A 23,765-nucleotide genomic window follows, 5' to 3' on the forward strand; every position below is an offset into this window, starting at 1 on the left:
CCCATGTACCGGACAGCCGCGATGACCACGCTGGCCGCCGCGATCATCCTGGCCGCCGGGAGCGGGTGCGCCGACACCCCCCACTACGCCCCACCGCCCGCCACCTACTACGTCAGCCCCGGCGGGAACGACCGGAACTCCGGTACGTCGCCCGGCGAAGCGTGGCGGACCCTGCGGCGCGTCGAGCGTACGCCCCTGGAAGCCGGCAACAAGCTGATGCTTCAGGGGGGAGCACGGTTCGCCGGGACGCTGACCGTGGGGAAGGGGGAGGCGGGCGACGCGGACCGGCCCGTGGTCATCGGGTCCTACGGCACGGGACGGGCGACGGTAGCGGCGACGGACGGCCCGGGGATCTCCGTGCACGACACCGCGGGCGTGGAGATCCGCAACCTCGCGGTGACCGGAAGGAACGGCTCCTATCTCCGGGAGGGGGGCATCAACCTCTACAGCGACCTGCCGGGCGGCGACAAGCTGGACCATGTGGCCGTTTCGGGCGTCGAGGTCTCCGGCTTCCGTGCGGGCATCGCGATCGGGGGCAAGGGCAGCGGTACGGGCTTCGAGAACGTGACCGTCAACCGTTCCAGGCTGCACGACAACAAGGACGTCGGACTGCTCGCCTACGGTCCTGACTTCGACGCCGATCGCCCCTCGTACGCCCACAGCCACATCCGTATCGTGAACGTCGCGGCGTACCACAACACCGGGGACCCCACCTCGACCACCACCCACTCGGGCAACGGCATCGTCCTCGGCAGCGTCCGCGACGCCACGGTCCGGGAGTCGCGCGCCCACGACAACGGGACGCGCGCCGCCGCCGAGGCGCCGGCCGGCCCGGTGGGGATCTGGGCGTACGACTCCACCGGGGTCCTCCTGGAGCACAACAGCTCCTACCGCAACCACACCGGCTCCCGCGTCGACGGCGCGGGCTTCGGCCTCGACTCCAACGTCTCGGAGTCGACGGTCCAGTACAACCTGGCCTTCCAGAACGACGGGCCGGGGTACTACACGTACACGAACAAGAGGAACGGGGCCCATCGGGACAACACCATCCGTTACAACATCTCGACCGGCAACGGACGCAAGCTGCCCGCGAAGGGCGCCCTGGCCGTCTACGGCAAAGACGTCCGGAGCCTGCACATCTACCAGAACACCCTGGTCATGCCGCACTCGCCCAAGGGCCGGGGACCGGCGATCGTGCTACGGGCGGGCCTGTCGCAGGTCACCGTGCGCAACAACATCCTCGTCACCGACCATGCCCCGCTGATCCTCGCCGCGAAGGGCCTCACCCCCCGCAAGGTACTTCTCCAGGGCAACAACTACGCCACGGCCGCCGGTTCATGGAGCGTGGACTGGGCCGGCCGCACCTACGCGGACCTGGCCGCCTGGCGCGCGGCGACAGGCCAGGAGCGCGCGGGCGGAAAGCCCTCCGGTACGACCACGAACCCCTGCTTCGCCGGCGGCGCCCTGCCCCGGATCCGCTCCACCCAGGACGCGCCGCTGATCATCCCCGAGTGCGCCGCCCCGATGGGAGCCGGACTCGATCTGCACGCGCTCTTCGGAACGGACCCCGGCGCCGTCGACTACTTCGGCAAGGCCACCGGAACGCCGCCCCCGGTCGGCGCCGCGGTCCCTTCGGTGAAGGACTGAACCGGCTGAAACCGCTCCGCGGCCGACAAGATGCAGGGCCCTCCGGCGATACCTACCATCGGAGGGGAGGCGCATGAAAGTGACCGGGACACGCGGACTCATGACCGTCTACGTCATCCTCGTCGCCGCCCTCACCGGCGTCTACCTGACCGTGTCCGGCGCCCTCACTCCCGTGTGGGCGCTGATCGGGCTCTCGAGCGTCGTCGCCGTCCTGGTGGGTGTGCGAATCAACCGGCCCGCACACCGCTGGCCTTGGTGGACGCTCGCGGCGGCGTTGCTCGCCTTCACCGCGGGCGATACCTACTACAACAGCCTCGAAGCCTATTACTCGGCAGCCAATCCGTTCCCGTCCCCCGCGGACGCCTGCTATCTGCTGACCTACCCGCTCTTTACGGCGGGACTACTCGGCCTGGTTCGGCACCGCGTGACGGAACGTGACCTTCCGGGCCTGCTGGACGCTCTGATCTTCACCGCGGGACTCGCGCTGCCGGTCTGGGTGTTCCTGGTGCAACCACTCGCCCACGTCGCGGACCTGACGTGGGTACAGCGTGCCACCAGCATCGCCTATCCGCTCGGCGACGTACTGGTTCTGGCACTGCTGGCCCGATTGCTCACGCTCGGGCCGCACCGGAACCGCAACCGGGCGATGCAGTTCCTCGTCCTCGGCACTCTGACCCTGCTCGGCTTCGACATCGCGTACGGGATTCTGCAGCTCAACGGAACGTGGCAGGCCGGCTCCGTCCTGGACAGCGGCTGGATCGTCTTCTACACGTCCTGGGGCCTGGCAGCCCTGCATCCGTCGATGACCGAGCTGACCGCCGGCGCGAACCGGCCGCAGTCGCTGCTCCCGCCGCCACGGAGGCTGTTGCTCCTGGCCGGCGCTGTACTGATCGCCCCCGCGATCCTGTTGTACGAGGGGTCGAGCGGCGCCCCACGGGACGTGGCCGTCATCGCCGCCTTCTCCGGGCTGCTCATCCTGCTCGTGATTCTCCGGCTGACGGGCATGGTCGTGGTCCACCGCAAGGCGGTGGCTCGCGAGAACGCCCTGCGTTCGGCCGTCACGGCCCTCGTCGCGGCCATCACCCCGCGGGACATCTCCCACGCCTGCGCCCGAGCGGTGGCGGAGCTGTTCGGCCCGGAGGTCCCGCACGCGAGCATGCTTCTCTGGGCGCCGGGCGTCGAGAGCTCCGAGGACCAGGAAACCCGTACGGGCGAGACGCCCGCCGGACCGCCGGCCGCGCTCGCCATCGAAGAGACGTGCTTGACGCCCGTCGACCGGCTGGGGCCTGCGCTCACCGCCCGGCTGGGGCGTTTCCGGACCGCCCTCCTGTGTCCAGTGACCGAACCCGACCAGCCCGCCGGGGCCGAACGGCCGGGCGTCCTGCTGGCCGCCGGAGCCGAGAAGCGGCTGAGCGAAATGCGCAGCTCCCTGGAGATCCTGGCCTCGCACGCGGGGCTGGCGATGCAACGCATGTCGCTCCGCAGGGAGATCAGCCGACGTGAGAACGAGGCGTACTTCCGCACATTGGTCCACAACGCCGCAGACGTCATCCTCATCGTGGGCTCCGACGACACCGTCCGGTACGCGAGCCCCTCGGCCCGTCATATGTTCGGGGCCGCCGAGCTCGTCGGCGTATCGCTGCCCTCGCTCGTGGAGGAGGAGGACAGACGCAGAGCCGGCTGGGCGTTGGCCGCCATGCGCAACGGAGACCGGTGCGAGTCCCAGGGCCACTGGGGCATACAGAACGGCAACAACCACATCGAAGCCCAAGTGCGTTTCCGCGACCTGCGGGACGACCGCACCGTACGCGGGCTCGTCGTCACCCTGAGAGATGTGACCGAACAGCGCCAGCTGGAGCAGGAACTCACCCAGCGGGCCTTCCACGATTCGCTGACAGGACTCCCCAACCGGACGCTGTTGCTGGAGCGGCTCGATCGGGCGCTGCTGCGAGGGGGGCGCCAGGCCTCCGTCACCGGCGTCCTGTTCATCGACCTCGACGACTTCAAGATCGTCAACGACAGCATGGGTCACCTCGCGGGGGATCAGCTTCTGGTCGCCGTGGGCAGCCGTCTGGCGGAAACCGTGCGCCGCACCGACACCGCGGCACGGCTGGGCGGAGACGAGTTCGCCGTGCTGATGGAGGACGCGAAGGCCCCGGTCGACGCCGAACTCCTCGCCGCGCAGGTCATCCAGACGTTGAGCCGCCCGTTCCGTCTGCCGGAGGGTTCCGTCAGCGTGTCCGCCAGTGTCGGAGTCGCCACGACGGTCGACAGCGCCGACACCAGCGAACTGCTCACCCACGCCGACCTCGCCCTGTACGCGGCCAAAGTCGCCGGCAAGTGCCAGTGGCGCCACTTCCAGAACCGTCTCCGGGACCGCATGCTGGAGCGGTTCGAACTGCGGACCAACCTGGACGTGGCCCTCAACCGGGACGAATTCGCGCTGCGCTACCAGCCAGTGGTGGATATCGCCCGGGGCGAAGTCGTCGGATTCGAGGCGCTCGCCCGATGGTCGAACCCGCGGTCGGGTCCGGTGCCGCCGCAGCAGTTCATCGCCCTTGCCGAGGAGACCGGGCACATCACTTCGCTGGGGGCCTGGGTCCTGGGGAACGCGACCTCAGACATGGCGCTCCTGCAGAGGGCTACGCCCGGCAATCCGCCATACGTCAGCGTCAATGTGTCGGCCCGGCAGTTCCGGGACGCGGACTTCCTGGACAAGGTGCGCGGCGCCCTGGCCACGCCCGGCCTCGCTCCGGGGTCGCTGCAGCTGGAACTCACCGAAACGGTCCTCGTGCAGCGGGACCGCCAGATCGAGGCCGTGATGCGGAGCCTCAAGGATCTGGGCGTCCGCATCGCGGTCGACGATTTCGGCACGGGTTACTCCTCGCTGCGCTATCTGCGGGACTTCCCCATCGACGTGCTGAAGATCGACAAGTCGTTCATCGACGAAATCACCTCGGACGCCCGGCAGATGGCCCTCGTCAAGGGAATCGTCAACATCGCCGACACCCTCGGCCTTCAAGTCATCGCCGAGGGAATCGAGGACCGCGGGCAACGCGATCTGCTCGCCCGGACGGGCTGCCGGTTCGGTCAGGGGTTTCTCTATGCCCGTCCGATGACGCTCCAGCAGGGTGCTTCCCTCCTGCGCCATCCCTCGGGGAACTGGCATCCGGGTAACGGGCACCCGCACGCGGATGCCGCCAGTAACCGTGTGCCCGACACCGAAAGGGGCAGCTGATGCCGGACACATCTGTGGAGACCGCGGGAGCGGCCGTGGCCCGGTCCGATCCACACTGGGGTGATCTCGAACATCTCAGGCGGACGAGTCCGATGACCGACGCGGTGCTCGACGAGGTACGGGGCAGGCACATCCGCTGCGGTGACCACTGGCTGATCGACTTCGCGTCGTGCAACTACCTGGGCTTCGACTACGATCCCGACGTCATCGCCGCGATCGAGCCGGCCGTACGGCGCTGGGGAACGCACCCCAGCTGGTCACGGCTGCTGGGCAGCCCCCGGCTCTACCCCGAGATCGAGGAGCGGCTCACGGCGCTGCTGGAAGCACAGGACACGCTGCTGCTCCCGACGGCCACGCTGATCCACGCCTCGGTGATCCCGGTCCTGGCGGACGGGGGACATGTGTTCGTCGAAGCCACCGCACACAGGACCGTGTACGACGGGTGCGCGGGAGCGAGGGGGCAAGGCGCCACGCTCCACCGGTTCCAGGGCGATCACCCCGGGCAACTCGACGCCCTGCTGCGGGCAGCGCCGTCGCACTCCGCGCGGCTCGTCTGCCTGGACGGCGTGAACAGCATGACCGGGAACATTCCCGACGTACGTGAACTGGCCACCGTGTGCCGCCGCAACGGTGCCACCCTCTACCTCGACGACACCCATGGCTTCGGCGTGATCGGGGAACGGCGGCCGGACGAGCTGAGCCCGTACGGAGCTCGCGGAAACAGCGTCGTACGGCACACAGGTGAGTCGTACGACGATATCGTGCTCGTCGGCGGATTCTCCAAGGCGTACTCGTCGCTGCTGGCCTTTCTCGCCCTGCCCACCCCGCTCAAGTCGCTGCTCAAGGTCGCCGCCGCCCCGTACCTCTACTCCGGTCCGTCTCCGACCGCTTCCTTGGCCACCACCCTCGCGGGGCTGGAAGTCAACGAACGCCGTGGTGATGCCATCCGCGCCGATATCCACCGCAAGACCGCCAGGGTGCTCGACCACGTCCGAGCCCTGGGCCTGGACACACCCAATAGGGACGGACTGCCGATCGTGGAGATTCCGCTCGACGACCCCTCGGATCTGGATGCCGTCGCGCTTTCCCTCTGGGACAGCGGTATCTACGTGACGCTGGCCGCCTACCCTCTCGTACCGCGCGACCGCGTCGGTTTCCGCGTCCAGATCACGGCCCTGAACTCCGACGACGACATCGCATCCCTGTGCGGCGCGCTGACGCGGCTCAGCGAGCAGTTCGCCCTGCGGCGGCGGGAAGGCTGAGGCCGCCATGGGCGGGACCCCGACGTACAACGACGACGTGGACTGGGACAGCTGGCCCGTTCAGGACTATCTCGCGGAGAACTACCGGGAACTGCACCCGTCCGACGCGGCCGTCATCGCGCATCACAGCGCCTTCTACCGTCGGCTGGAACCGGGCGGTGCCGCGCGCTCGGTCGAGTTCGGGGCCGGCCCCAACCTCTATCCGCTCATGCTGGCCGGCGCCGCGAGCCGGCGGATCGACGCGATCGAGGCGAGCGCTGCGGGTGTCGCCTATCTGAACCGGCAGCTGAACGAGGGCGCCGACCCCAGTTGGGAACCCTTCTACGCGCTGTGCCGGACATTGAACCCGCAGCTGCCGCCGACGCTGTCGCAAGCCCTCTCGGTGGTGCACGTCGTGCACACCGACGCGCGCAGTCTGATCCCCGGTACCTATGATTTCGCGTCGATGAACTTCGTTGCTGAGGGAATCACCGAGGACTTCTCCGAATTCAAGCAGTTCTGCGGGCGGTTCGTAGGCTCTGTGCGCCCCGGCGGGCATGTGGTCGCCGCGTTCATGGAGAACATGCCCACGTACCGTATCGGTGCGGCGTCGCTGTGGCCCGGCTGCCCGGTGAACCGTCGCCTCGTCACCGAGGTATTCGCCCCCCTGACCGAGCGGCTCGCCGTCACCCGGATCGACTCGGACTCCAGCCTTCCGGATTACGGCGATTCCGGAATGGTGCTCCTGACGGCCGTCAGGCCGGAGTGATCCCCGAGCGCTGGAGGGCGAATGCCGTCTCCACGAGAGCGATGTGGCTGACGCCCTTCGGAGCGTTTCCCAGTTGGCGGCCTGCCTCGGGATCCCACTGCTCCGACAACAGCCCGACGTCGTTACGGACACCGAGCACCCGCTCGAACATGTCGCGCGCCTCGTCCAGCCGGCCGATGCCGGCAAGGGCCTCGGCATACCAGAGCGAGCAGGCCACGAACGCGCCCTCCGTACCGTGCATGCCGTCGATGCCGTGTACGCCGCTGCCATTCGATGCGTACCGCCTCAGGAAGCCCTGGTGCTCGAGACCTCGCATCGCCGCGACCGTGCCACGGATCCTTTCGTCGTCCGACGGAAGGAAGCCCAGCCGCGCGATCAGCAGAGATGAGGCGTCGAGCGAGGAAGACCCGTAGGACTGGACGAACGACCGCTGCTCCGCGTCCCAGCCCTCGCGGCACACTTCCTCGCGCACGGCGGCGCGCATCGCCCGCCACTCCGCAGAAGACCCGTTTCTGCCGAGGAGAGCGCCCATGCGCACGGCGCGGTCCGCGGCGACCCAGGACATGACCTTGGAATGGACGAAGTGCCGTTGGGGCCCGCGCACCTCCCACAGACCTCGGTCCGGATCGCGCCAGTGCTTCTGGAGGTAGCGCATCAGGGCGGTCACGAGGCTCCACATATGGGGTTGCACGGGTATGCCCGCACGGAGGGACCAGTAGAGGGCATCGATGACCTCGCCGTATACGTCGAGCTGAAGCTGACCGGCGGCGGCGTTCCCGAAATGCACGGGGCGCGCTCCTTCGTATCCCGGCAGCCAGGGGGCCTCGGTCTCCGGCAGCCTCCGCTGCCCTTCGAGCCCGTACACCGTCTGCAGATCGGCAGGCTCACCTGCGATGGTGCGCAGCAGCCAGTCCAGCCACGCTGTCGCCTCCTCCCGGTAGCCGCTGCGCAGCAGGCAGGACAGGGCAAGGGCCGAGTCGCGCAGCCAGCAGAACCGGTAGTCCCAGTTCCGCTCGCCTCCCACGCACCCTGGGAGCGAGGTGGTGGGCGCCGCGATGATGCTGCCTGTGGGTGCGAAGGTGAGCGCCTTCAGCGTGATCAAGGATCGCACCACCGCCTCGCTCCAGGGTCCCTCGTAGCGGCACTGGGCTGTCCATTCACGCCAGAAGTCCTCTGTCTCCTTCAACGCTGTCTCCGCCGGCAGGCACAGCTCGAAGGGCGGGCTGGTCAGGTGCGACGGTGCCCACGCGAGCATCAGAGTCAGACGCCGGCCAGCCGGTACGGCGAACTCCGCGACGGTGGAGCCGCCGCTCTCGGAAAAGTCCACAGGGGCGTCGGCACTCTGCCAGAGGGCATCCGGTCCGGCGACGGCCACGATACAAGCGCCTGCGGGTCTGACCCAGGGGACCACGCGTCCCTGATGGAAGCGTGGCCTCAATTCGCTGCGCATGGTGACACAGCCTGCAATGCCCTCCACGGTGCGCACCATAAACGGCGAGTTGCTCCGTGCCGGCATGAAATCCGTGACACGCACGGCTCCGGTTTCGGTCTCCCACCAGGAGTCCAGGATCAGTGTGTTGTCGCGGTATTCCCTGCGGGAGGACTCTTGTGCACCGACGGGCGCGATCCGCCAGAAACCGTTGCTCCCGTCACCCAGCAAGGCGGCGAAACACGCCGGTGAATCGAATTGGGGGACGCAGAGCCAGTCGACCGAACCGTCGGTGCCGATCATGCCGGCCGTTTCGAGATCACTGACGAGGGCGTAGTTCTCGATTGGATTGCTCATCATCGCACTACGCCGTCTTACACAAAGCCGCTGCTTCCAGGCTACGCCACATTCCGTGTCAGGACCGGCCGGGGGTCCGCCGGTGGTGAGGCGCGGAATGTGGCCGAGGCCCTGCCGGCCCGACTCCCGACGTCGGCAGCACGGACGACACGGCGTTGGTCATCATGCGCCCGTAAAGCACCACGCTCGCCCCCGTCATGCTCTCCCGCATCGCCGGCCCGCTGGTGGGTCCGGGGTCCCCAGGTCGGGCGAGGTGGCCGTCGCCGCGCACCCGGGAAGGGAAGAATAATGTCCGATTTGACTCTTCCGGCATTTCTGACAGCGTGGTCAGTGCCGTATCTCCCCTTTCCTCCCGGGCTACGTCGAGACCCACCACGGAGCCGCAGCCATGGCCGACAACCCTCCGGACGGACACGACATGCGGCACTGGACCACGCGGCAGCGGGCCGCGTTCGGCAAGGCCGCGCGGGCGGCGGCGCCCCGGTCCAGCCACTCCGAGTTCGCGTCGGGACCGGGGCGGCCGGACCCGTTGGAGATCATCGAGAAACAGTCGGCGTCACGGCTGCCGGACCTCGTTCCGGTCCGCTACGGCAGGATGTCCGAGTCGCCGTTCCGCTTCTACCGGGGCGCCGCCGGCGTCATGGCATCGGATCTCGCGGGCACGCCGACGACGGGGCTGCGGACCCAACTGTGCGGAGACGCACACATGTTGAACTTCCGGCTGCTGGCCTCACCCGAGCGTCGCCTGATGTTCGACATCAACGACTTCGACGAGACGCTGCCGGGCCCCTGGGAGTGGGACGTCAAACGCCTCGCCGCCAGCCTCGTCATCGCGGGCCGGGCGAACGGCTTCAGCGCCAAGGAACGGGCCGCGATCGTACGGGCCGGCGTGCGGTCGTACCGGGAGAGCATGCGCACCTTCGCCGGGCTCGGCAACCTGGCTGTGTGGTACGCCCAGTTCGATGTCGACCGGGTGCGGGACCGCTTCGCGGCCGACCTGTCCGCGCGGGGCCGCGAGCGGTGGGCGCAGGCCGTGGCCAAGGCGCGTGCGCACGACACCCTGCAGGTCTTCGACAAGCTCACCCACGTCGTCGACGGCCGGCGCCGCATCATCTCCGACCCGCCGCTCATCACCCGCCTCGAGGATCTGCTGCCGGATGACCGGCGTGGTGCCGTGGAACAGCAGATCCGCACACTGATCGCACACTACGGCGAGACCCTGCAGTCGGACCGGCGGTTCCTGCTGCAGCAGTACCGGGTGGCGGACATGGCCCGCAAGGTCGTCGGGGTCGGCAGCGTGGGCACGCGGTGCTGGATCGTGCTCCTGCTCGGCAAGGACGACGAAGATCCGCTGTTCCTCCAGGCCAAGGAGGCCGACGAGTCGGTCCTGGCGCCCCATGTGGGGAACAGCGCGTACCGCACCCAGGGCGAGCGGGTGGTGGCCGGACAGCGGCTGATGCAGGCCACCAGTGACATCTTCCTGGGCTGGGAGCGCGCCGAAGGCATCGACGGCCGGCGGCGGGACTTCTACGTACGGCAGTTGCGGGACTGGAAGTGGGTCGCGGCGGCCGAGGACATGGTGCCCCGGGGCATGCGCACCTTCGGGGAACTGTGCGGTGCGACCCTGGCCCGGGCCCACGCGAGATCGGGCGACCGCGTCGCCATCGCCGCCTATCTGGGCGGCGGCGACTCCTTCGACCGGGCACTGGTGGTCTTCGCCGAGCACTACGCCGACCAGAACGAGCGCGACCATCAGGCACTCGTCGACGCCGTCCGCACCGGGCGGCTGCCCGCCGAGGCGGCCTGAACATCGCCGACGCCTCGCCCAAGGCCGCGCGGGCAGGGGGTCCGAGCTACTCGCCGCGTTCGTGCTCGCCGCGTTCGTGACCGATGAACGCGGTCAGCGCGTCCACCGTTGCGCCGGGCTGTTCGTCGGGAATGAAGTGTCCGGCCTCCGGGATGAAGACGCCGGTCGCGTTCTCCGCCCACGGGCCGAGGGAGGCGGCCATGTCGGGGATCGAGCCGTGGGAGCTGGAGATGCCCAGGATGGGGACGGTCAAGGGCCCTCGTGCGCGCGCGGCTGCGGACCGCCCTGAGCGTCGCGCAGTTGACCGAAGGCGAGGCCGAGGACTTCGCGCTGCACATGGCGGCGGTCAACCAGTCACTGGCCGTGCTGAGCAGGACCGGGGCGAGTGAGAAGCAGCTCCGCACGGTCATCGACATCAGCATGAGCGCGCTCTCGCACGTTTTGGGTGCCCGGAGCTAGCCCCCCCGCTCGGCCTGATCCGGGCCGTGTGGATGGTTCGGGAGCGGTGCCTGATCCGATCCATGCGGATGGTCCGGGGGGCGGTGGTGCTTTCCGGCGGGGGTGTGGCCATCGCGGGCCTGGCACATACGGCACGACCCGCAACAGCCTTCGGCTGTGTCACCTCGACACCGATGCCCTCGGCGGAGTGGCCGTTCACCCCCTCCCGGGCTGCGGCGTGGCCCGGTCAGCCCGGCTTGACCGCCCGCGTCGCGAAGTAGTTCGACAGGTAGGGGGCGGCGGCGCTGGAGTGGTCCGGTGCTTCTGCGAAGCCGGTGAGGACGAAACCCGCGGCGAATTGCCCGCCGATCTGCTCGGTGAGGGTGTGACTGTATTCGAGAGGGGCATCGGCGCCGAACTTCGCGGCGCGTTCCTCGGCGGAGTACTGCGTGACGTCGCTGTAGGGCAGTTTGTGCACGACGACCAGCTCGCCGCGCTCGTCGAGGGCCTCGTGGTCGAACAAGTACACATCAGGGTTGAGGAAGCCCGCGAGCAGGGTTCCGCCCGGCCTCAGGACGCGGAAGCACTCACGCCACACCGGTGCCAGGTCGGGTGCGAACAAGTTCGAGACCGGGTGGAACACCACGTCGAACGCTGCGTCGCCCAGGGCGCCGAGGTCGCGCATGTCCCCCAGGACGGTGTGCAGCTCAAGTCCGTCGCGCGCTGCCACCATCCGGTCCTGGCCGAGCTGGCGGGGCGAGTTGTCGAACACGGTGACCCGCGCCCCCGCGGCGGCGAGGATCGGTCCCTGCTGACCACCGCCGGAGGCCAGGCACAATACGTCCTTGCCGGTCAGGTCCGTCGGCAGCCAGGAGCGGTCGACCGGCTCACGCCCGATGAGAACGATCGACCAGTCGCCCGTGCGGGCGCGCTCGACGTCCTCGGTCGTCACCGGCCTCGACCACTCGTTGCCCTCCTGGACGTACTTGTCCCAGGCGGCTCTATTATGGGCACCGGGGTCGACGACGGAATCCTGCACGTTCAGCTCCCTGCTGCGGCCAAGCGGACCCCAGCGGTACTGGCGGTCCGGCGCCGCCAGCCAACACGATCACCGGTGAGGGCTCAACGAATTATCCGGGGGAGCGCCGGCGTCGGGGCGGCGGCGACAGCGGCCGGTGTGCGGCCAATAGGGTGACCCCCATGTCTGTCACGTTGAGTTCCACCAAGACCCGCGCCGCGCTCCGCTCATCGGCACGGGTCTCGGGTGAGTTGCTCCTTGTCCTTGTCCTGGCCTCGGTCGCACTGTGGATCCTGGGGCGCATGTGGTCGGTCGTGTGGCCGCTGATACTCGGCTTGCTGCTCACCACGCTGACCTGGCCCTCAGCGCGTTATCTGCGCAAACGAGGGTGGCCCCCGGCTCTCGCGGCCACGATCGTGACGGTGCTGTTCCTGCTCGTCGCGCTGGGCGTCGTCGCGCTGATCGCGGTGCCGGTGGCTTCCCAGTCGGGGGAGCTGGCCGACGGGGTGACCGCGGGCATCGACAAACTCCGCGCATGGGCCGCGGGGCCGCCGCTCAACGTGGGCGACGATCAGATCGCCCAGGCATCGGATTCCGCGACCGCCCGAATCCAGGACAGCATCGGCAGCATGGTCACCACGGTCGTCACCGGTGTGAGCACCGTCGTCAACGGGGTGGTCACCGCCGTCCTGGCGGTCTTCCTCATGTTCTTCATGCTCAAGGACGGCACCCGGTTCCTGCCGTGGCTCGGACGGCAGCTGCCCGGACGGCTGGCCACCGACATTCCCACCGTGGCCGCGCGCGGCTGGCAGACGCTGGGCGAGTTCGTGCGCTCGCAGGCTTACGTGGGCCTGCTGGACGCCGTCCTCATCGGGATCGGCCTGTGGATCGTGGGAGTACCGCTGGTTCTTCCTCTCGCGGTCCTGACGTTCGTGTCGGCGTTCGTGCCGATCGCGGGGGCCCTTTTCGCGGGCTTCGTCGCGGTTCTCATCGCCCTGGTGTCCAACGGGCTGACCGACGCGCTCATCGTCCTGGCCATCATCCTCGTGGTGCAGCAGCTCGAGGGCAACGTGTTCCAGCCCATGATCCAGAGTCGCGGGCTCGGTCTGCACGCCGCGGTCGTCCTGCTCGCCGTGACGCTCGGCGGCAGTCTGGCGGGCATCGTGGGCAGCCTGCTCGCCGTGCCCGTCGCCGCGCTGATCGCCGTGGTCTGGAACTACGTCCGCGAACAACTCGGCGAAACGGAGGGCGAACCGGAGAGCCGGACAGAACCGAGCGGCGTCGTCTCTCCGTCCTAGGGCGTGTTTCGAAAGTAGCGCCGTCCGCCCGGAGGGCGGGCTCGGCGGCGTTTGGTGCGTGCGATCGCAAGGCGGAGGGTCGCCCCGATACTGGCTGTATCGGGGCGACCCCGACAACGCGGCAAGCAATGGGGTCTCCCCTGCTCGAGCGAAGCCGAGAGCTCGGGGAAGTGCCAGGCGTCGCCGAGCAGGCGGGACTTTCGAAACACGCCCTAGAGCTCCACGACGCGTCCGCGTGCGGGGCGGGGGCAGCACGGCTCGCCCCCGCTCCGGCCGGCGACTGCGGTCGCCGGTGCTGAATGTCCGGTGCGATTGCCTTGCCGTCCTGATGGCGGCCAGGGAGCCTGGGCGGGTGCCAGGACAAGGGAAAAGACGGCGGCGACAAGAGGCCGAGAGCCAGCGGCGTGCCGCTCGCACCGCCCCGGGCGCGGGACGGTGGGAAGTGGTCGTCGAGACTGGGGACGAGGCGGAGATGCGTACACGGCTGCGCCGCCTTCGGGAGTCAGGTGTCGACGGGTCGATGATCCGGATCGACACGCTGTGCGGGCGCCTGGCGCTGCCCACCACTTACCGGCTGAGCCGGTTCGTGACCACGCCCCGAGACGGCCGTCAAACGTCTCACGATGCGCCCTACGGTGCGTAGGGAACGCCGGCACGGGGTCGGCACCGGTCCTGAAAACGTGCTGACCCCTGCCCGGACAGGCGTTGCGTTGTATTCCGGGCCCACTGCCCTTGACCTGCGCAAACGCAGGCGGGGAGCCTACGGGGTACCCACCTGATGCGTACCACGTTCAAGTCCAAGATCTGACTATTTGGCGTTGCCGCAGGTCAGGGGCATCATGTGCCCCCTTCAGGGCAGCAAACGGTCAGCATGAGTCCGATCTTGCCGAGCCACCCTTCTCGCTGGGCCCCGGTGACACAGGCGTTCAGGTTGTCGCGCCAGCGGACGTAGGCGGCGATGGTGGCGTTCTACTCATCGTGGCTGCGGTGATCGGCGCATTCGATGCCTCAGAGCCGGGTGGTGGAACCGCCCACCCGCCCTGACCTGCTTTCAGATGCAGATCACGATCTTTCCGCGTGTGCGTCCGCGCTCGGCGTGCGCGTGGGCGTCGGCGATCCGTTCCAGGGGATAGGTCTGTTCGATACGGGGCGTATAGAGGCCTTGCCCGCCTAGTTCGGCGGCCGCGGACAGAAGGGTGGGGTCGTTCTCCGCGTTGACGACATGCGTGCCCAGGCGTTGCCCGGCTGCGTGGTCGGCGACTGTCGCGACGCGCGCCGGGTCGCCCGTGATCGCGACGAGGTCGCCCAGGGATCCGGAGGCCGCGGTATCGAGAGCGATGTCGATGCCGTGCGGAGCGAGAGCGGAGAGACGCTGCGCGAGACCGGGACCGTAGGTAGTGGGAACGGCGCCGAGAGAAGTGAGGAACTCGTGGTTGCGTTCGCTGGCTGTCCCGATCACGGTGGCCCCTTGTGCTACCGCGATCTCGACTGCTGCGCTGCCCACGCCTCCGGCGGCGCCTTCGACGAGAAGGGTGTGCCCAGCGAGGGAGCCGAGCGCGTTGAGTCCACGCATAGCGGTCACAGACGCGAGGCCGGCGCCCGCGGCCTGCTCATCGGTCCATGTGGCCGGGACATGAGCCCAGGCCGAGAGGATGAGCAGCTCCGCGGTTGCGCCGGTGACACCGCCCAGTCCGAAGACGCGGTCGCCGATGCTCACCCCCTGCACCCCCTCGCCGATCTCGTCGACCACACCGGCGCCGTCGCGCCCGGGAATGGCGGGCAGCTCCAGGGGAATCAGCTCGTGCAGGGCGCCGGTGCGCAGCTTCCAGTCGATGGGATTGACGCTGGCCGCCGTGAGACGGACACGTATCTCACCGGGTCCGGGACGGGGGTCGGGGGCCTGCTCGATCACCAGGCTCTCCACCCCGCCGTATTCGTGGAAGCGGGCTGCGCGCATAATATCCTGCCTTACCTTTATTGGGCGAAAATGACGGTATTCGTTCGGTGCTCGTCACCCTGAGCGGGGCGGGCGCGGATCCGGTGAGGTTGCCGAGCAGGCGGGGCGGCGACCCGCCCCCGAGAACCACGATCCTGTCCCTCACCGGAATACCCGCTGTCGCGTCGACGCTTCGCAAGGTATCCAGAAGGTCGGTCACCAGCTGGATACCAAGGCCGGAGACGGGAGCCCCTTGATGACGCAACGGCAGCCGCTGCCGCCCGATTTGTTCGATGAGCTGTGCCCGTCCTCGCTGCTGCCCTTCCGCTTCGGTGACAAATGGGCGACTATGGTGCTGCACTGCCTTGACGAGGGCCCGCGCAGATACTCCGAACTCCGCGTGCCACTGGCTCGCGTCACCCCGAAGTCGCTCACCCAGTCGCTCCGCGGCTTGGAGCGGAACGGGTTCGTGTCACGCACGGTGCACGCCGAACCGAAGCTGCGGGTGGAGTACGCGCTGACACCGCTGGGCCGCAGCATGCTGGAGCCGCTGGACGCCGCGTGCCAATGGGCGACCGAGCACTGGGGCGAGCTGCTCGACGCCCGCGAGGTCGGCACATCCCCCATTGGCTGACTCGGCACCGTTGGCGCGTGCGGCACCGGACGAGCCGCACTCGGCAGACCGGGAGGAGCTGACAGTGGCATCCGCGGCCCTGCCGTAGCCGCCGGTCGGCTGTGACCCTCCCGGAGCGCAACGACCCGCACCGGCGCCAGTTCTCGCTGAGCCTCAGTGTCGACCCTGGCGAATACGACGTGCTGGGGGGTGTCGTGGCCGAGGCGCGGGTGCTCGACCAGCCAGGACCGGGTCGCCTTCGAGGTGTGCGCAGAGCAGTTTCCAGGATCACGTGGATCGGTCAATCCGCGGGGACAGCGTGCTCCAGCAATGGCGGGAAGGCGATGAAGGTGACCGAGTCGTTGCGCGTGATGTCCTCGACCAGGACCTGTCCGGTGCGGACGTCCAGTGCGGCGACGATGGAGGCGGTGCCGTGGCGGCGGTACTCGAACGCGCGGGGTTCGAGCTGGCCCTCGGCAGTTGGAGTACACGCCTTCGTCCGCCCAGCGACCGGACCCCCGCACGATCAGCGCGGCGAACCACTCGTCGTCCTGTCCGAACATCAGACCGTCGCCGAGGCTCCTGCGCTGACCCCGCGGACATGTCGCGACGGCGTCACTGGCCCCGATGGTTCCCGGGCTACTGAAGGGCCTCGAGACGGAGCTTCCGGAGCGAAATCAGGCGGTGCCATTCCGGATGCGGCATGGCGGTGACCGATGCGCCGATCCGGCGGAAGGTGCCGGCGCTCTCGCCGGGGCGGGCCTGTCCGGTGCCGGTCAGGGTGGCGCCCAGGTCGCTCTTGGCCGAGACGGTCAGGCGGCGGCCGTTGAGGTGGGCGCCGCCGCCGGCGGTGGCGGTGTAGGTGTCACCCGTCCCGCGGTGGCCACAGTGGTGGAGGGCGCCGGAGCCACCCTGCGCCCGGGAGGCGACCCCGAAGGGGGCCGTGTGGAACCCGCCATCATTAACACCAACTACATGGTCCTCATATATATAGTTCCTGTCATGCAACTGGATCTGAATCTGCTCACGGCCCTGGACGCGCTGCTGGAAGAAGGCAGCGTGACCGGAGCCGCAGCCCGGCTTCACGTCACCGCGCCGGCGATGAGTCGCTCGCTGGGCCGTATCCGCAAGGCCACCGGCGACCAGATCCTGGTCCGCACCGGACGCCACATGACACCCACCCCCCGCGCGCTGGCCATGCGCACCGAGGTCCATACCCTGGTACGGCAGGCACACCAGTTGCTGTCCGCCCACACGGAACTCGACCTGGCGGGCCTGGAGCGGGTATTCACCATCCGCTTGCACGACGCCCTCACTACCGCCTGCGGGACCGCCCTCGTCGCCGCGGTGCACCGCCAGGCCCCGGGGGTCAAGATGCGTCTCACGGTCGAGCCCGGCCACGACACCCCTGAGCTGCGGCGCGGGGAGGTCGATGTGGCCTCAAGTGCCGATCCGCCGTCCCAGCCCGACATCCGTCACCGCCTCATCGGTCAGGACAGGGTCGTCCTCGCTGTCCGGGCAGGTCATCCGCTCACCGAAGGGCCGGTGACCGTCGAGAGGTACGCGGCGGCCGATCACGTGACCGTCTCTCGGCGTGGAAGCCTGCGCGACCGGGTCGACGAGGTCGTCGCCGCCCTCGGCCACGAGCGCCGGGTCATGGTCTCCGCCCCCGCGACGGACACCGCACTACGGCTCGCCCGCGACGCCGGCGTCGTGGTCACCCTCCCCGACGCGGTCACGCGCGCTGCCCGCGACCAGCTGGGCCTGACCACGCTTCAGCTGCCATTCGACCTGCCGCCCGTACCTCTCTATCTGCTCTGGCACCAGCGCTACGACGACGACCCCGCCCACACATGGCTGCTCAACATAGCGACCCAGACCCTCCAAGCCCTGTTCACCACCCCCCACACCCCCGACCAGTAGCGGCCCGCCAGCACACTGCGGGCCCGGGGAACCATTCCGAGAGCAGAGCATCGACTTCCGGCACCCGTCCGACAGCAGGCCCCGCAGATACAGCCCGCCCTCCACTCGCTGGTCAGCACGCGCCAAAGGCGCGAACACCTGCCCAGTGAACTCCTCCAACCGGCTCCGACACGCTCCGAGTTCATCTGCCCTCACACCAGCCGGAAGCCAGCAGAACGACCACCTGCCTAGATACCTAACAAAGCCCTACTAGTCGACGTCGTGCCGCTTTCAGGACCGGTGGGCTAAGGGCTGTCCCGCAATTCCTGGCGGGCGCGCGACGACAGCTACGGCACCTCGCCCCGTTGTCGAAACGCCCGAATACATGCAGTGTGCGGGCGCCTCTCCGCCTTGCGATGCACCGCATCTGACGCCGCGCGCTGATCCACCAGGAATTGCGGGACAGCCCTTGGTGCAGCCGAAGGCGCTCAGCCCAATCGGCCGAAGCTCGCCGTAATCGGGAGGCGATACGGGCGGCGGGTACGGAACACTTCCCAGAGTGATCATCATGCAGCCCGTCCTGGAGATGTATGCACCTGACGGCTTCGGTCTTTGGCCTGTCGCTGACTTCGAGCCGTTCAGCTTCCTGCGCCTCAGCGGTGAGCTCTCACCCCCCGAAGTAGGGGCGGTCGTGATGCGCATCGCCGCCTACAATGGGGACGACTCGGATGACGATCACACGCCACAGCCAGCCAGCGCTCTCGGCTACTTCTTGCGCGGGCTGCTCACGCTTGAGGACGACATCGTCGCGCCAGGCGGTCTGCGAGTCATCGACACCTCCACGAGCGTCACCTTCCTGCCTGGCTGCTGTGACGGGCTGGAGAGCTGGCGCGACTGGCATCGGTTCGCCGACGATGGCAACCCGCTGAGATTCGGTCACGATCCCGTTTCACCGCTTGCGGAGCGCTTCGGCGGCCTCGTCAGACTCACTGCCAACGCAGAGCAGCGTGATAGCTCGGTGATCACACTTCCCATCACCGAGCTCCACCTCCTACTCGCCGGTGCCGAGCGCGACTTGGCTGGCTTCCTCGCACTGGCCGCCGACTGGGCATCCCGGCACTTGCCTGACCACTGCGCTCCCGTCACAACCGCTCTTGCCCGTGTTCTCGACCTGCCCGGTCCGGCCGTCCCACCAGAGTCGTAGTTCTTTATCTCCCGTCCGCGTCGTAGGGCGGGGACGGAAGGTTCCAACCGGCATCTGACCGGCTGACGATCGTTCGGAGTTCGCGGGCGCTTCGTGGTAATACGGCCTGCATCACGGTGTCGAGGAGGGCTCGGGCTTCGAGAGGGTTGCCGCGGCAGTACCAGTGCACCTTGCCCACTCGTAGTCGTGTCACAGATCACGCTCGGGCGGCTGCCGTAGTTCTTCCACAGGATCACAGCCGCTCTGGCATCGCCTGGCTGCAGATAGTTTCGAGTGCGCTCGAGTTCAGTGATCTCGGACAGCGCACGCGAAGACAGGCCGTCAATGACCGGCCGTGCACCCGTTGTCCGGTGGCTGCCGGTGGCGAGACGCTTGGCGGCGCTGCGGCGGATCACCGCCGGGGTCTGGTGGCCAGTCAGCAGCACGACCGGGCCCTTGTTCGCGAGAACTGACGTCCGCTCCGACGCCGGTCAGATCTCCAGCAGTTGGGCCGTGATCCGGTTGATCTGGCGGGTGCGGTCGCAGACAAGGCCGGTGCGGCGCCCTGTCAGGGTGCGCAGGTCCACCGCGATCTCGTCGCCTGGCCGCAGCAGCCCCAGGTCGTTGCGCATCCGAGCCTGGTCGGCGATGGCGAAAGCATCCTTTGCGTCTGTCTTGCCGCGGCCGCGGTAGCCGGCGGACGCCTGGTGGACCGCCAGGCCGGTGAGGTAGGCCCTCGGCTGGCTGTCGCTCAGGAGCAGTCCGATCAGCAGGGCCGCCCCGCCGTGGTTGATGTCCACCGCCCGCAGGACGTCCTCGGAGAGCGCCAGCACGTCAACGATGAGCTCCAGGAGGACGGTCTCGTCGTTGAGGACCCGCCGCGACAGGAGGCGCTTGCCCTGGGCGTCGGTCACCACACGCAGTGGTGGTGTTCCTTGCCGATGTCCACTCCGGCCCATATCTGGGGCACGGCCACCTCCGCCAGCTCGTCATCTCTCATGGGTCCCAGCAGACGACCTCGCCGGCGCTGTCCTACGAAGCGATCAAGTCGCATATCCCAATGAGCGGTCGAGTCGTCGCGGGGCTCCGGGCGGCCAAGTTCATTGAGCCATCAAGCGGCGACAAGCTCACGGCCATACGGGCACCCCCGGGCTTCCCTGATCCTACGAATGATCAGATCCGACCCGCTTGAAAGACAGGACAAGCTTAGGGTCTGTTTCCGGCACACCAGCGTTCGGCTGGAAATCTGCTGGAGATCACGCACCTCGCGCGCTGGTGTCCTATCAGCTCCCCGACTGCGGTGAGATCGTGCCGCTGCTGCACGGTGTGCGTGGCGGCCCTCAGATGCGCGGTCCCGGCCCTGAGCAGGACGGCGTCGACTCCCAGTCGAGTTCCCACAGCTTCAGGGTGCCGTCCAGGCTGCCTGAGAGGAGCATCCGGTCGTCCGGGGTCAGCGCGATGCCGTAGACCTCGTCGGTGTGCCCGACCAGGGTCCGGACGTAGCGGCCGGTCGCCGTCTCCCAGATCCGTATCCGGCCGTCGTCCTCGCCCGTGACAACGAACCGTCCATCGGAGGTGAACCGGGCCGTCTGGACCTCGCCGGACCGGTCCCCCGGGTCTTTCAGCGAAGGGGAGTCCTGTACGTCCTCGAAGGCGCGTACGAAGTCACCGGTGCCGGCGTCCAGGAGCCAGAGGGGACGGCCCCGGTGTTGGCCGGCGGCGAGCACGAGGCGGCCATCGGGGCTCAAACACACCGAGGAGACCCAGGAGCCGGGGTGCGGGAACACCACGCACTCACCGCTGCCCATGTCCCAGACCCGGATCTCGGCGTCGCTGCCCGCCGAAACGGCCCGGCGTGCGTCCGGGCCGAGCCACACCGCGGTGGGCCAGACCGTGTGTCCGGTCAGCGTCCGCGTGAGGCTCCGTCGGTGAGGTCCCACATCCGCAGGGCGTCGTCCTTGCAGATGCCCAGCACGAAGCGGGTGGTGGCGCTGAAAACGACCGCGCCGTTCTCGCTGACGAGGCATCTGCTGCGATCGTGCGGCGGAACTCTGCTCGGGGGGCGCAGGCCCTGGGGGTGGTAGGTCTCCGACGCGAGCGCCCCACCGGTCAGGGTGCACCGTAGGATTCTTCCCTTGCCGCTCGCCAGCACCCACCGCCCGTCGGTGGCGACCCCCGCCTGGCCCGCGCCGCGTGACCCGAGGTCCCGCAGGCGCCTTCCGGTGGCGAGCTCCCACAGCCGTACCGGTTCCCGAGCCCCTCCGCACAGCCCGAGCCGTCCGTCCGGAGAGATCGCCACCGTGCCCGCCGAGAACGATCCGCACAGCGTACGGACCGCTCTCGCTCCACGGAGCCCTTCCGGCGGCGAAACGCGTACCCTCCGGTCGACCCCGTCGCGGTTGTCGTCCTCGCCCATTGTCCCCACCCCTCACGTCCGGTCCAACAACCGTCCCCCATCGGCATCGGCCTCGGCACGAGCGCGAGATTCACCGGCGTGGCCACCGCGCGGACACCGGTCGAGCACGGCTGGTGCGGGTGGAATCCTGGGCTCGGGATCAGAAGTAGCGGAGCAGCGCGTCGTAGAACGTGTCGCTCGCGTCGACCGCTGGTGGATTGTAACCATTGGCCCGCACGTAGTTGACGAAACCGGCGGGAATCTCCAGTAGCTGCTCAGCGAGGTACTCGATCGAATCCTGACGCCACACCCACACGCCGTCGGAGTTCAACGACGACCCGCCGGGGATCCAACGGCCCTCTTCGAAGAGGTGTTTCACTGACTCCATCACATCGAAACCGGCCGGTGCGTTGTTCAGGTACCCGATGATCTCCGCGTGGTCGGGCAGCGTCTGCCGGGTGACGGCATCGGCGATCGACGGCAGGTCACCGTGCTGGTCACGGTACATCTCCCGGTACATTCCGACAGGTTCGAGGATCATTGCGTCACATCCTGAATCAGCATGCCCGCAGCGTCCCACTTCCGCCGGGCACATAGTCTGCCGGTGTCGTCGCAGAGGTCGATCTGTTTGATCGTGCCGTCGGGGTGCCACTCACGCCACTCGCCGACCGCCCTGTTCTGTGCGGCCATGCCCGCCGATTGAGGCGCGCCGTCGGCGTAAAAGCCCTGGGACGGGCCGTGTTCCATGCCGTCGGCATAGGTCGTCCGGCTCATGATCCGGCCGCCGTCATACTGCTCGACCATCTCACCCGTGAACAACACGCCGCGGTAGTACATCAGGCCGTCCGGGCCGGTCGCGTCGGCCTCCGGATCATCCATGTCGATCTGCGGAGTGGTCATCGATACCTGCTTCCCTTTTCGGCTCGGACTTGGGTGAAGGCGTGCGTGGCCACGAACGCGATCGCCGCCCAGCACTTGGCTCGCTTGAGAGCTTGACCGGGCGGCCCGCCGAGCCGGCTCGCCTTGAATCTCCCGCCGAGGATGGTCCTATGTGGACCTGGTGCGCAGGTCCGCCAGCGCGCACTCGAAGAACGCGGCCAGGGAGGGGAACGCACCGGTGACGAGATATCCGTAGTCCCCCCACTCCCCGATCGTGTCATTGCCGGTGTCGACGAAGAAGCCGTACGACCAGTCGTCCGCGGCGAAGGGGATCCATCGTGGGTTCCACCACGACCGGTAGGAATTCACGTCCCCGGAGGCCGGCATCATTCGCTGGTAGACAGGGGGATCAGTGCAGTGGACAGGGGGTGGTAGCCGTCCAGGAGGAAGCATCCGTCGCGTACGGGTGCTCGGTCCAGACGGCCGTCGGCAACTTGCACACCGTTGTTGAGCATCAGCCAGGTACGGAGCGCCGTCGGAAAGGGAACACCAATCGCCTGCTCTGCTGCCACGATCTCTTCGGCAGCGGCAGAGGAAATTGTGCTGCGGCGCTCGCGGGAGCATTGTCGTGCAACCCCTGCACCAGGCGGCTCCATATGTGGTGGATCTCGCTGTCTTCAGTGTTGGTCACCGATGGCTCCTAGCCGAAGGGGGCGATCTCATGGGCTACTACGAGGCGCGTCCAAGGGCTTGCTGAGCATTGTCTTGCCCTCATGCAAGATCAAGAAGGCGAGCTTATGAGCGGTGGGCATCGTGAAGTTGAAGGGCAAGTCGGCTGGTCTGCGGGCATCTTGGCGGCCTCGCGCTGGTCGGCCGCCGGTGCCCACGATGAAGATCGCCTGTCAGGGCGGTCGGGGCGGTTCTCGGATTCTGCTGCGCTTGTCGTGAGGGTCCGCCTACGATCCGTCGCCGTGCGGATGCGCCGAGTTGGAGCGGACCACGGCTCGTCGGAGTGAGCTGGACGTGCTCGCCGGGGAGCTGGGCTATCTCGCCACCCTGATACGCGGCCACTGCAAGAAGATCGGCTCACGGTGCGGGCGCTGTCTTCTGAGAAGTTTGCGGGGTCGTGCCGGCGGTACTGCGCTGGTACTACTCCGGCAAGCACAAATGCCACGGCCTGCTCGTGATCGCACTCACCGACGACGAGGGCCGTCCGGCATGGGGCGGTGCGTCCCGGACGGCCTCGGAGATCACCGCCCGGTACGACCACCTCACCGCCCATCTCCGCGCAGCCGGCTCGGCGCGATCGCCGACCTGGGCTTCGTCGGCCTGGACGACAGCGGTCCGGACGGCGACCCGGCGGTGATCACCGGCTACAAGGCCGCCCGCAACCGACCCCTGACCCGCAGCCATAAACGGTCCAACAAACGCTGGCCGCCGTCCGGGCACCGGTCGAGCACGGCTTCGCACACCTGAAGAACTGGCGCGTGCTCGGCAAGGTCCGCGCCGACCCGAAGTGGGCGACCCCCCTCCGCGCTGGACTGCAGGCTCCGGGGGAGCTGGCGCGGGAGCTGGCGCACCCTGGCAAAGCGGCGGCCCGGAGTCACCGCCCAGC

General features: G+C 68.5%; 19 protein-coding genes and 3 pseudogenes. 11 read left to right on the forward strand and 11 right to left on the reverse strand.

Features of this window, described 5'->3' with window-relative positions; genetic code table 11:
• Positions 1 to 3 precede the first annotated feature (3 nt).
• The 4 genes from E6R60_RS07150 to E6R60_RS07165 all read left to right on the forward strand — a co-directional run bounded on the left by E6R60_RS07150 (position 4) and on the right by E6R60_RS07165 (position 6,895).
• A complete protein-coding gene (locus E6R60_RS07150) occupies positions 4 to 1,647 on the forward strand; it encodes a right-handed parallel beta-helix repeat-containing protein (RefSeq protein ID WP_136325598.1) in 1,644 nt (547 codons plus the stop codon).
• Positions 1,648 to 1,726: 79 nt separating this feature from the next.
• Entirely contained in the window at positions 1,727 to 4,885 is a 3,159-nt protein-coding gene (locus tag E6R60_RS07155; protein WP_240802430.1) for an EAL domain-containing protein, read from the forward strand.
• On the forward strand, positions 4,885 to 6,147 hold the full coding sequence (locus E6R60_RS37205; protein WP_240802431.1) for a pyridoxal phosphate-dependent aminotransferase family protein: 1,263 nt from the start codon (positions 4,885 to 4,887) through the stop codon (positions 6,145 to 6,147). The genes E6R60_RS07155 and E6R60_RS37205 overlap by 1 nt, the downstream gene beginning before the upstream one ends.
• Positions 6,148 to 6,154: 7 nt before the next feature.
• A complete protein-coding gene (locus E6R60_RS07165) occupies positions 6,155 to 6,895 on the forward strand; it encodes a class I SAM-dependent methyltransferase (RefSeq protein ID WP_136325599.1) in 741 nt (246 codons plus the stop codon).
• Here E6R60_RS07165 and E6R60_RS07170 read toward each other — a convergent pair.
• Positions 6,882 to 8,681: a glycoside hydrolase family 15 protein gene (locus E6R60_RS07170; protein WP_136325993.1), complete on the reverse strand. Its 1,800-nt coding sequence runs from the start codon at positions 8,679 to 8,681 to the stop codon at positions 6,882 to 6,884. The two genes, E6R60_RS07165 and E6R60_RS07170, sit on opposite strands and share 14 nt — an antisense overlap.
• A 388-nt stretch (positions 8,682 to 9,069) precedes the next feature.
• Here E6R60_RS07170 and E6R60_RS07175 point away from each other — a divergent pair, with 388 nt between their 5' ends.
• A complete protein-coding gene (locus E6R60_RS07175) occupies positions 9,070 to 10,488 on the forward strand; it encodes a DUF2252 domain-containing protein (RefSeq protein WP_136325600.1) in 1,419 nt (472 codons plus the stop codon).
• A 46-nt stretch (positions 10,489 to 10,534) separates the two neighbouring features.
• Here E6R60_RS07175 and E6R60_RS07180 read toward each other — a convergent pair.
• Positions 10,535 to 10,741 (reverse strand): annotated as a pseudogene (locus tag E6R60_RS07180) (alpha/beta hydrolase); the annotation flags it as partial.
• Between the two features lie 8 nt (positions 10,742 to 10,749).
• Here E6R60_RS07180 and E6R60_RS07185 point away from each other — a divergent pair.
• A complete protein-coding gene (locus E6R60_RS07185; protein WP_240802432.1) occupies positions 10,750 to 10,947 on the forward strand; it encodes a hypothetical protein in 198 nt (65 codons plus the stop codon).
• Positions 10,948 to 11,173: 226 nt separating this feature from the next.
• On the opposite strand, the gene E6R60_RS07190 is transcribed toward E6R60_RS07185, so the two are convergent.
• Positions 11,174 to 11,965, reverse strand: coding sequence for a class I SAM-dependent methyltransferase (locus E6R60_RS07190; RefSeq protein WP_136325601.1), 792 nt, complete (start codon positions 11,963 to 11,965; stop codon positions 11,174 to 11,176).
• Positions 11,966 to 12,126: 161 nt separating this feature from the next.
• Between E6R60_RS07190 and E6R60_RS07195 the strand changes: the two genes are divergently transcribed.
• Positions 12,127 to 13,242 (forward strand): AI-2E family transporter, encoded by a 1,116-nt coding sequence (locus tag E6R60_RS07195; protein ID WP_136325602.1) that lies wholly within the window; start codon positions 12,127 to 12,129, stop codon positions 13,240 to 13,242.
• A 1,051-nt stretch (positions 13,243 to 14,293) separates the two neighbouring features.
• Here the strand turns inward: E6R60_RS07195 and E6R60_RS07205 are convergent.
• Positions 14,294 to 15,199, reverse strand: coding sequence for an NADP-dependent oxidoreductase (locus E6R60_RS07205; protein ID WP_136325604.1), 906 nt, complete (start codon positions 15,197 to 15,199; stop codon positions 14,294 to 14,296).
• Positions 15,200 to 15,434: 235 nt separating this feature from the next.
• Between E6R60_RS07205 and E6R60_RS07210 the strand changes: the two genes are divergently transcribed.
• Positions 15,435 to 15,812, forward strand: coding sequence for a helix-turn-helix domain-containing protein (locus E6R60_RS07210; protein WP_136325605.1), 378 nt, complete (start codon positions 15,435 to 15,437; stop codon positions 15,810 to 15,812).
• A gap of 681 nt (positions 15,813 to 16,493) precedes the next feature.
• Here the strand turns inward: E6R60_RS07210 and E6R60_RS07215 are convergent.
• Positions 16,494 to 16,664, reverse strand: a pseudogene (locus tag E6R60_RS07215) (3'(2'),5'-bisphosphate nucleotidase CysQ); the annotation flags it as partial.
• A 129-nt stretch (positions 16,665 to 16,793) separates the two neighbouring features.
• On the opposite strand from E6R60_RS07215, the gene E6R60_RS07220 reads away from it, so the two are divergent.
• Both E6R60_RS07220 and E6R60_RS07230 read left to right on the forward strand, forming a co-directional pair.
• Complete coding sequence (locus tag E6R60_RS07220; RefSeq protein WP_136325606.1) at positions 16,794 to 17,714, forward strand: LysR family transcriptional regulator; 921 nt, start codon at positions 16,794 to 16,796, stop codon at positions 17,712 to 17,714.
• A 547-nt stretch (positions 17,715 to 18,261) separates the two neighbouring features.
• Positions 18,262 to 18,897, forward strand: a complete 636-nt coding sequence (locus E6R60_RS07230) for a hypothetical protein (protein WP_206309360.1) — start codon at positions 18,262 to 18,264, stop codon at positions 18,895 to 18,897.
• A gap of 359 nt (positions 18,898 to 19,256) precedes the next feature.
• Here the strand turns inward: E6R60_RS07230 and E6R60_RS07240 are convergent.
• The 6 genes and pseudogenes from E6R60_RS07240 to E6R60_RS07260 all read right to left on the reverse strand — a co-directional run.
• Positions 19,257 to 19,846: pseudogene (locus tag E6R60_RS07240) on the reverse strand (IS110 family transposase); the annotation flags it as partial.
• A 370-nt stretch (positions 19,847 to 20,216) separates the two neighbouring features.
• Complete coding sequence (locus E6R60_RS07245; RefSeq protein WP_168713556.1) at positions 20,217 to 20,816, reverse strand: hypothetical protein; 600 nt, start codon at positions 20,814 to 20,816, stop codon at positions 20,217 to 20,219.
• Complete coding sequence (locus E6R60_RS36600; protein ID WP_168713557.1) at positions 20,780 to 21,292, reverse strand: hypothetical protein; 513 nt, start codon at positions 21,290 to 21,292, stop codon at positions 20,780 to 20,782. The genes E6R60_RS07245 and E6R60_RS36600 overlap by 37 nt, the downstream gene beginning before the upstream one ends.
• Before the next feature lie 139 nt (positions 21,293 to 21,431).
• A complete protein-coding gene (locus E6R60_RS07250; RefSeq protein WP_136325609.1) occupies positions 21,432 to 21,812 on the reverse strand; it encodes a hypothetical protein in 381 nt (126 codons plus the stop codon).
• A complete protein-coding gene (locus E6R60_RS07255; protein ID WP_136325610.1) occupies positions 21,809 to 22,171 on the reverse strand; it encodes a hypothetical protein in 363 nt (120 codons plus the stop codon). The genes E6R60_RS07250 and E6R60_RS07255 overlap by 4 nt, the downstream gene beginning before the upstream one ends.
• Positions 22,172 to 22,318: 147 nt before the next feature.
• On the reverse strand, positions 22,319 to 22,519 hold the full coding sequence (locus E6R60_RS07260) for a hypothetical protein (protein WP_136325611.1): 201 nt from the start codon (positions 22,517 to 22,519) through the stop codon (positions 22,319 to 22,321).
• A 757-nt stretch (positions 22,520 to 23,276) separates the two neighbouring features.
• On the opposite strand from E6R60_RS07260, the gene E6R60_RS37210 reads away from it, so the two are divergent.
• Complete coding sequence (locus tag E6R60_RS37210; protein WP_240802433.1) at positions 23,277 to 23,516, forward strand: hypothetical protein; 240 nt, start codon at positions 23,277 to 23,279, stop codon at positions 23,514 to 23,516.
• Positions 23,517 to 23,765 lie beyond the last annotated feature (249 nt).

This window comes from Streptomyces sp. A0642 (assembly GCF_004795105.1).
Classification (GTDB): domain Bacteria; phylum Actinomycetota; class Actinomycetes; order Streptomycetales; family Streptomycetaceae; genus Streptomyces.

Coding starts and splice junctions, on each gene's coding strand:
- E6R60_RS07150 (WP_136325598.1), top strand. CDS start 4: ATGTACCGGACAGCCGCGATGACCACGCTGGCCGCCGCGATCATCCTG.
- E6R60_RS37205 (WP_240802431.1), top strand. CDS start 4,885: ATGCCGGACACATCTGTGGAGACCGCGGGAGCGGCCGTGGCCCGGTCC.
- E6R60_RS07165 (WP_136325599.1), top strand. CDS start 6,155: ATGGGCGGGACCCCGACGTACAACGACGACGTGGACTGGGACAGCTGG.
- E6R60_RS07170 (WP_136325993.1), bottom strand. CDS start 8,681: ATGAGCAATCCAATCGAGAACTACGCCCTCGTCAGTGATCTCGAAACG.
- E6R60_RS07175 (WP_136325600.1), top strand. CDS start 9,070: ATGGCCGACAACCCTCCGGACGGACACGACATGCGGCACTGGACCACG.
- E6R60_RS07195 (WP_136325602.1), top strand. CDS start 12,127: ATGTCTGTCACGTTGAGTTCCACCAAGACCCGCGCCGCGCTCCGCTCA.
- E6R60_RS07205 (WP_136325604.1), bottom strand. CDS start 15,199: ATGCGCGCAGCCCGCTTCCACGAATACGGCGGGGTGGAGAGCCTGGTG.
- E6R60_RS07210 (WP_136325605.1), top strand. CDS start 15,435: ATGACGCAACGGCAGCCGCTGCCGCCCGATTTGTTCGATGAGCTGTGC.
- E6R60_RS07220 (WP_136325606.1), top strand. CDS start 16,794: ATGCAACTGGATCTGAATCTGCTCACGGCCCTGGACGCGCTGCTGGAA.
- E6R60_RS07230 (WP_206309360.1), top strand. CDS start 18,262: ATGCAGCCCGTCCTGGAGATGTATGCACCTGACGGCTTCGGTCTTTGG.
- E6R60_RS36600 (WP_168713557.1), bottom strand. CDS start 21,292: ATGGGCGAGGACGACAACCGCGACGGGGTCGACCGGAGGGTACGCGTT.
- E6R60_RS07250 (WP_136325609.1), bottom strand. CDS start 21,812: ATGATCCTCGAACCTGTCGGAATGTACCGGGAGATGTACCGTGACCAG.
- E6R60_RS07255 (WP_136325610.1), bottom strand. CDS start 22,171: ATGACCACTCCGCAGATCGACATGGATGATCCGGAGGCCGACGCGACC.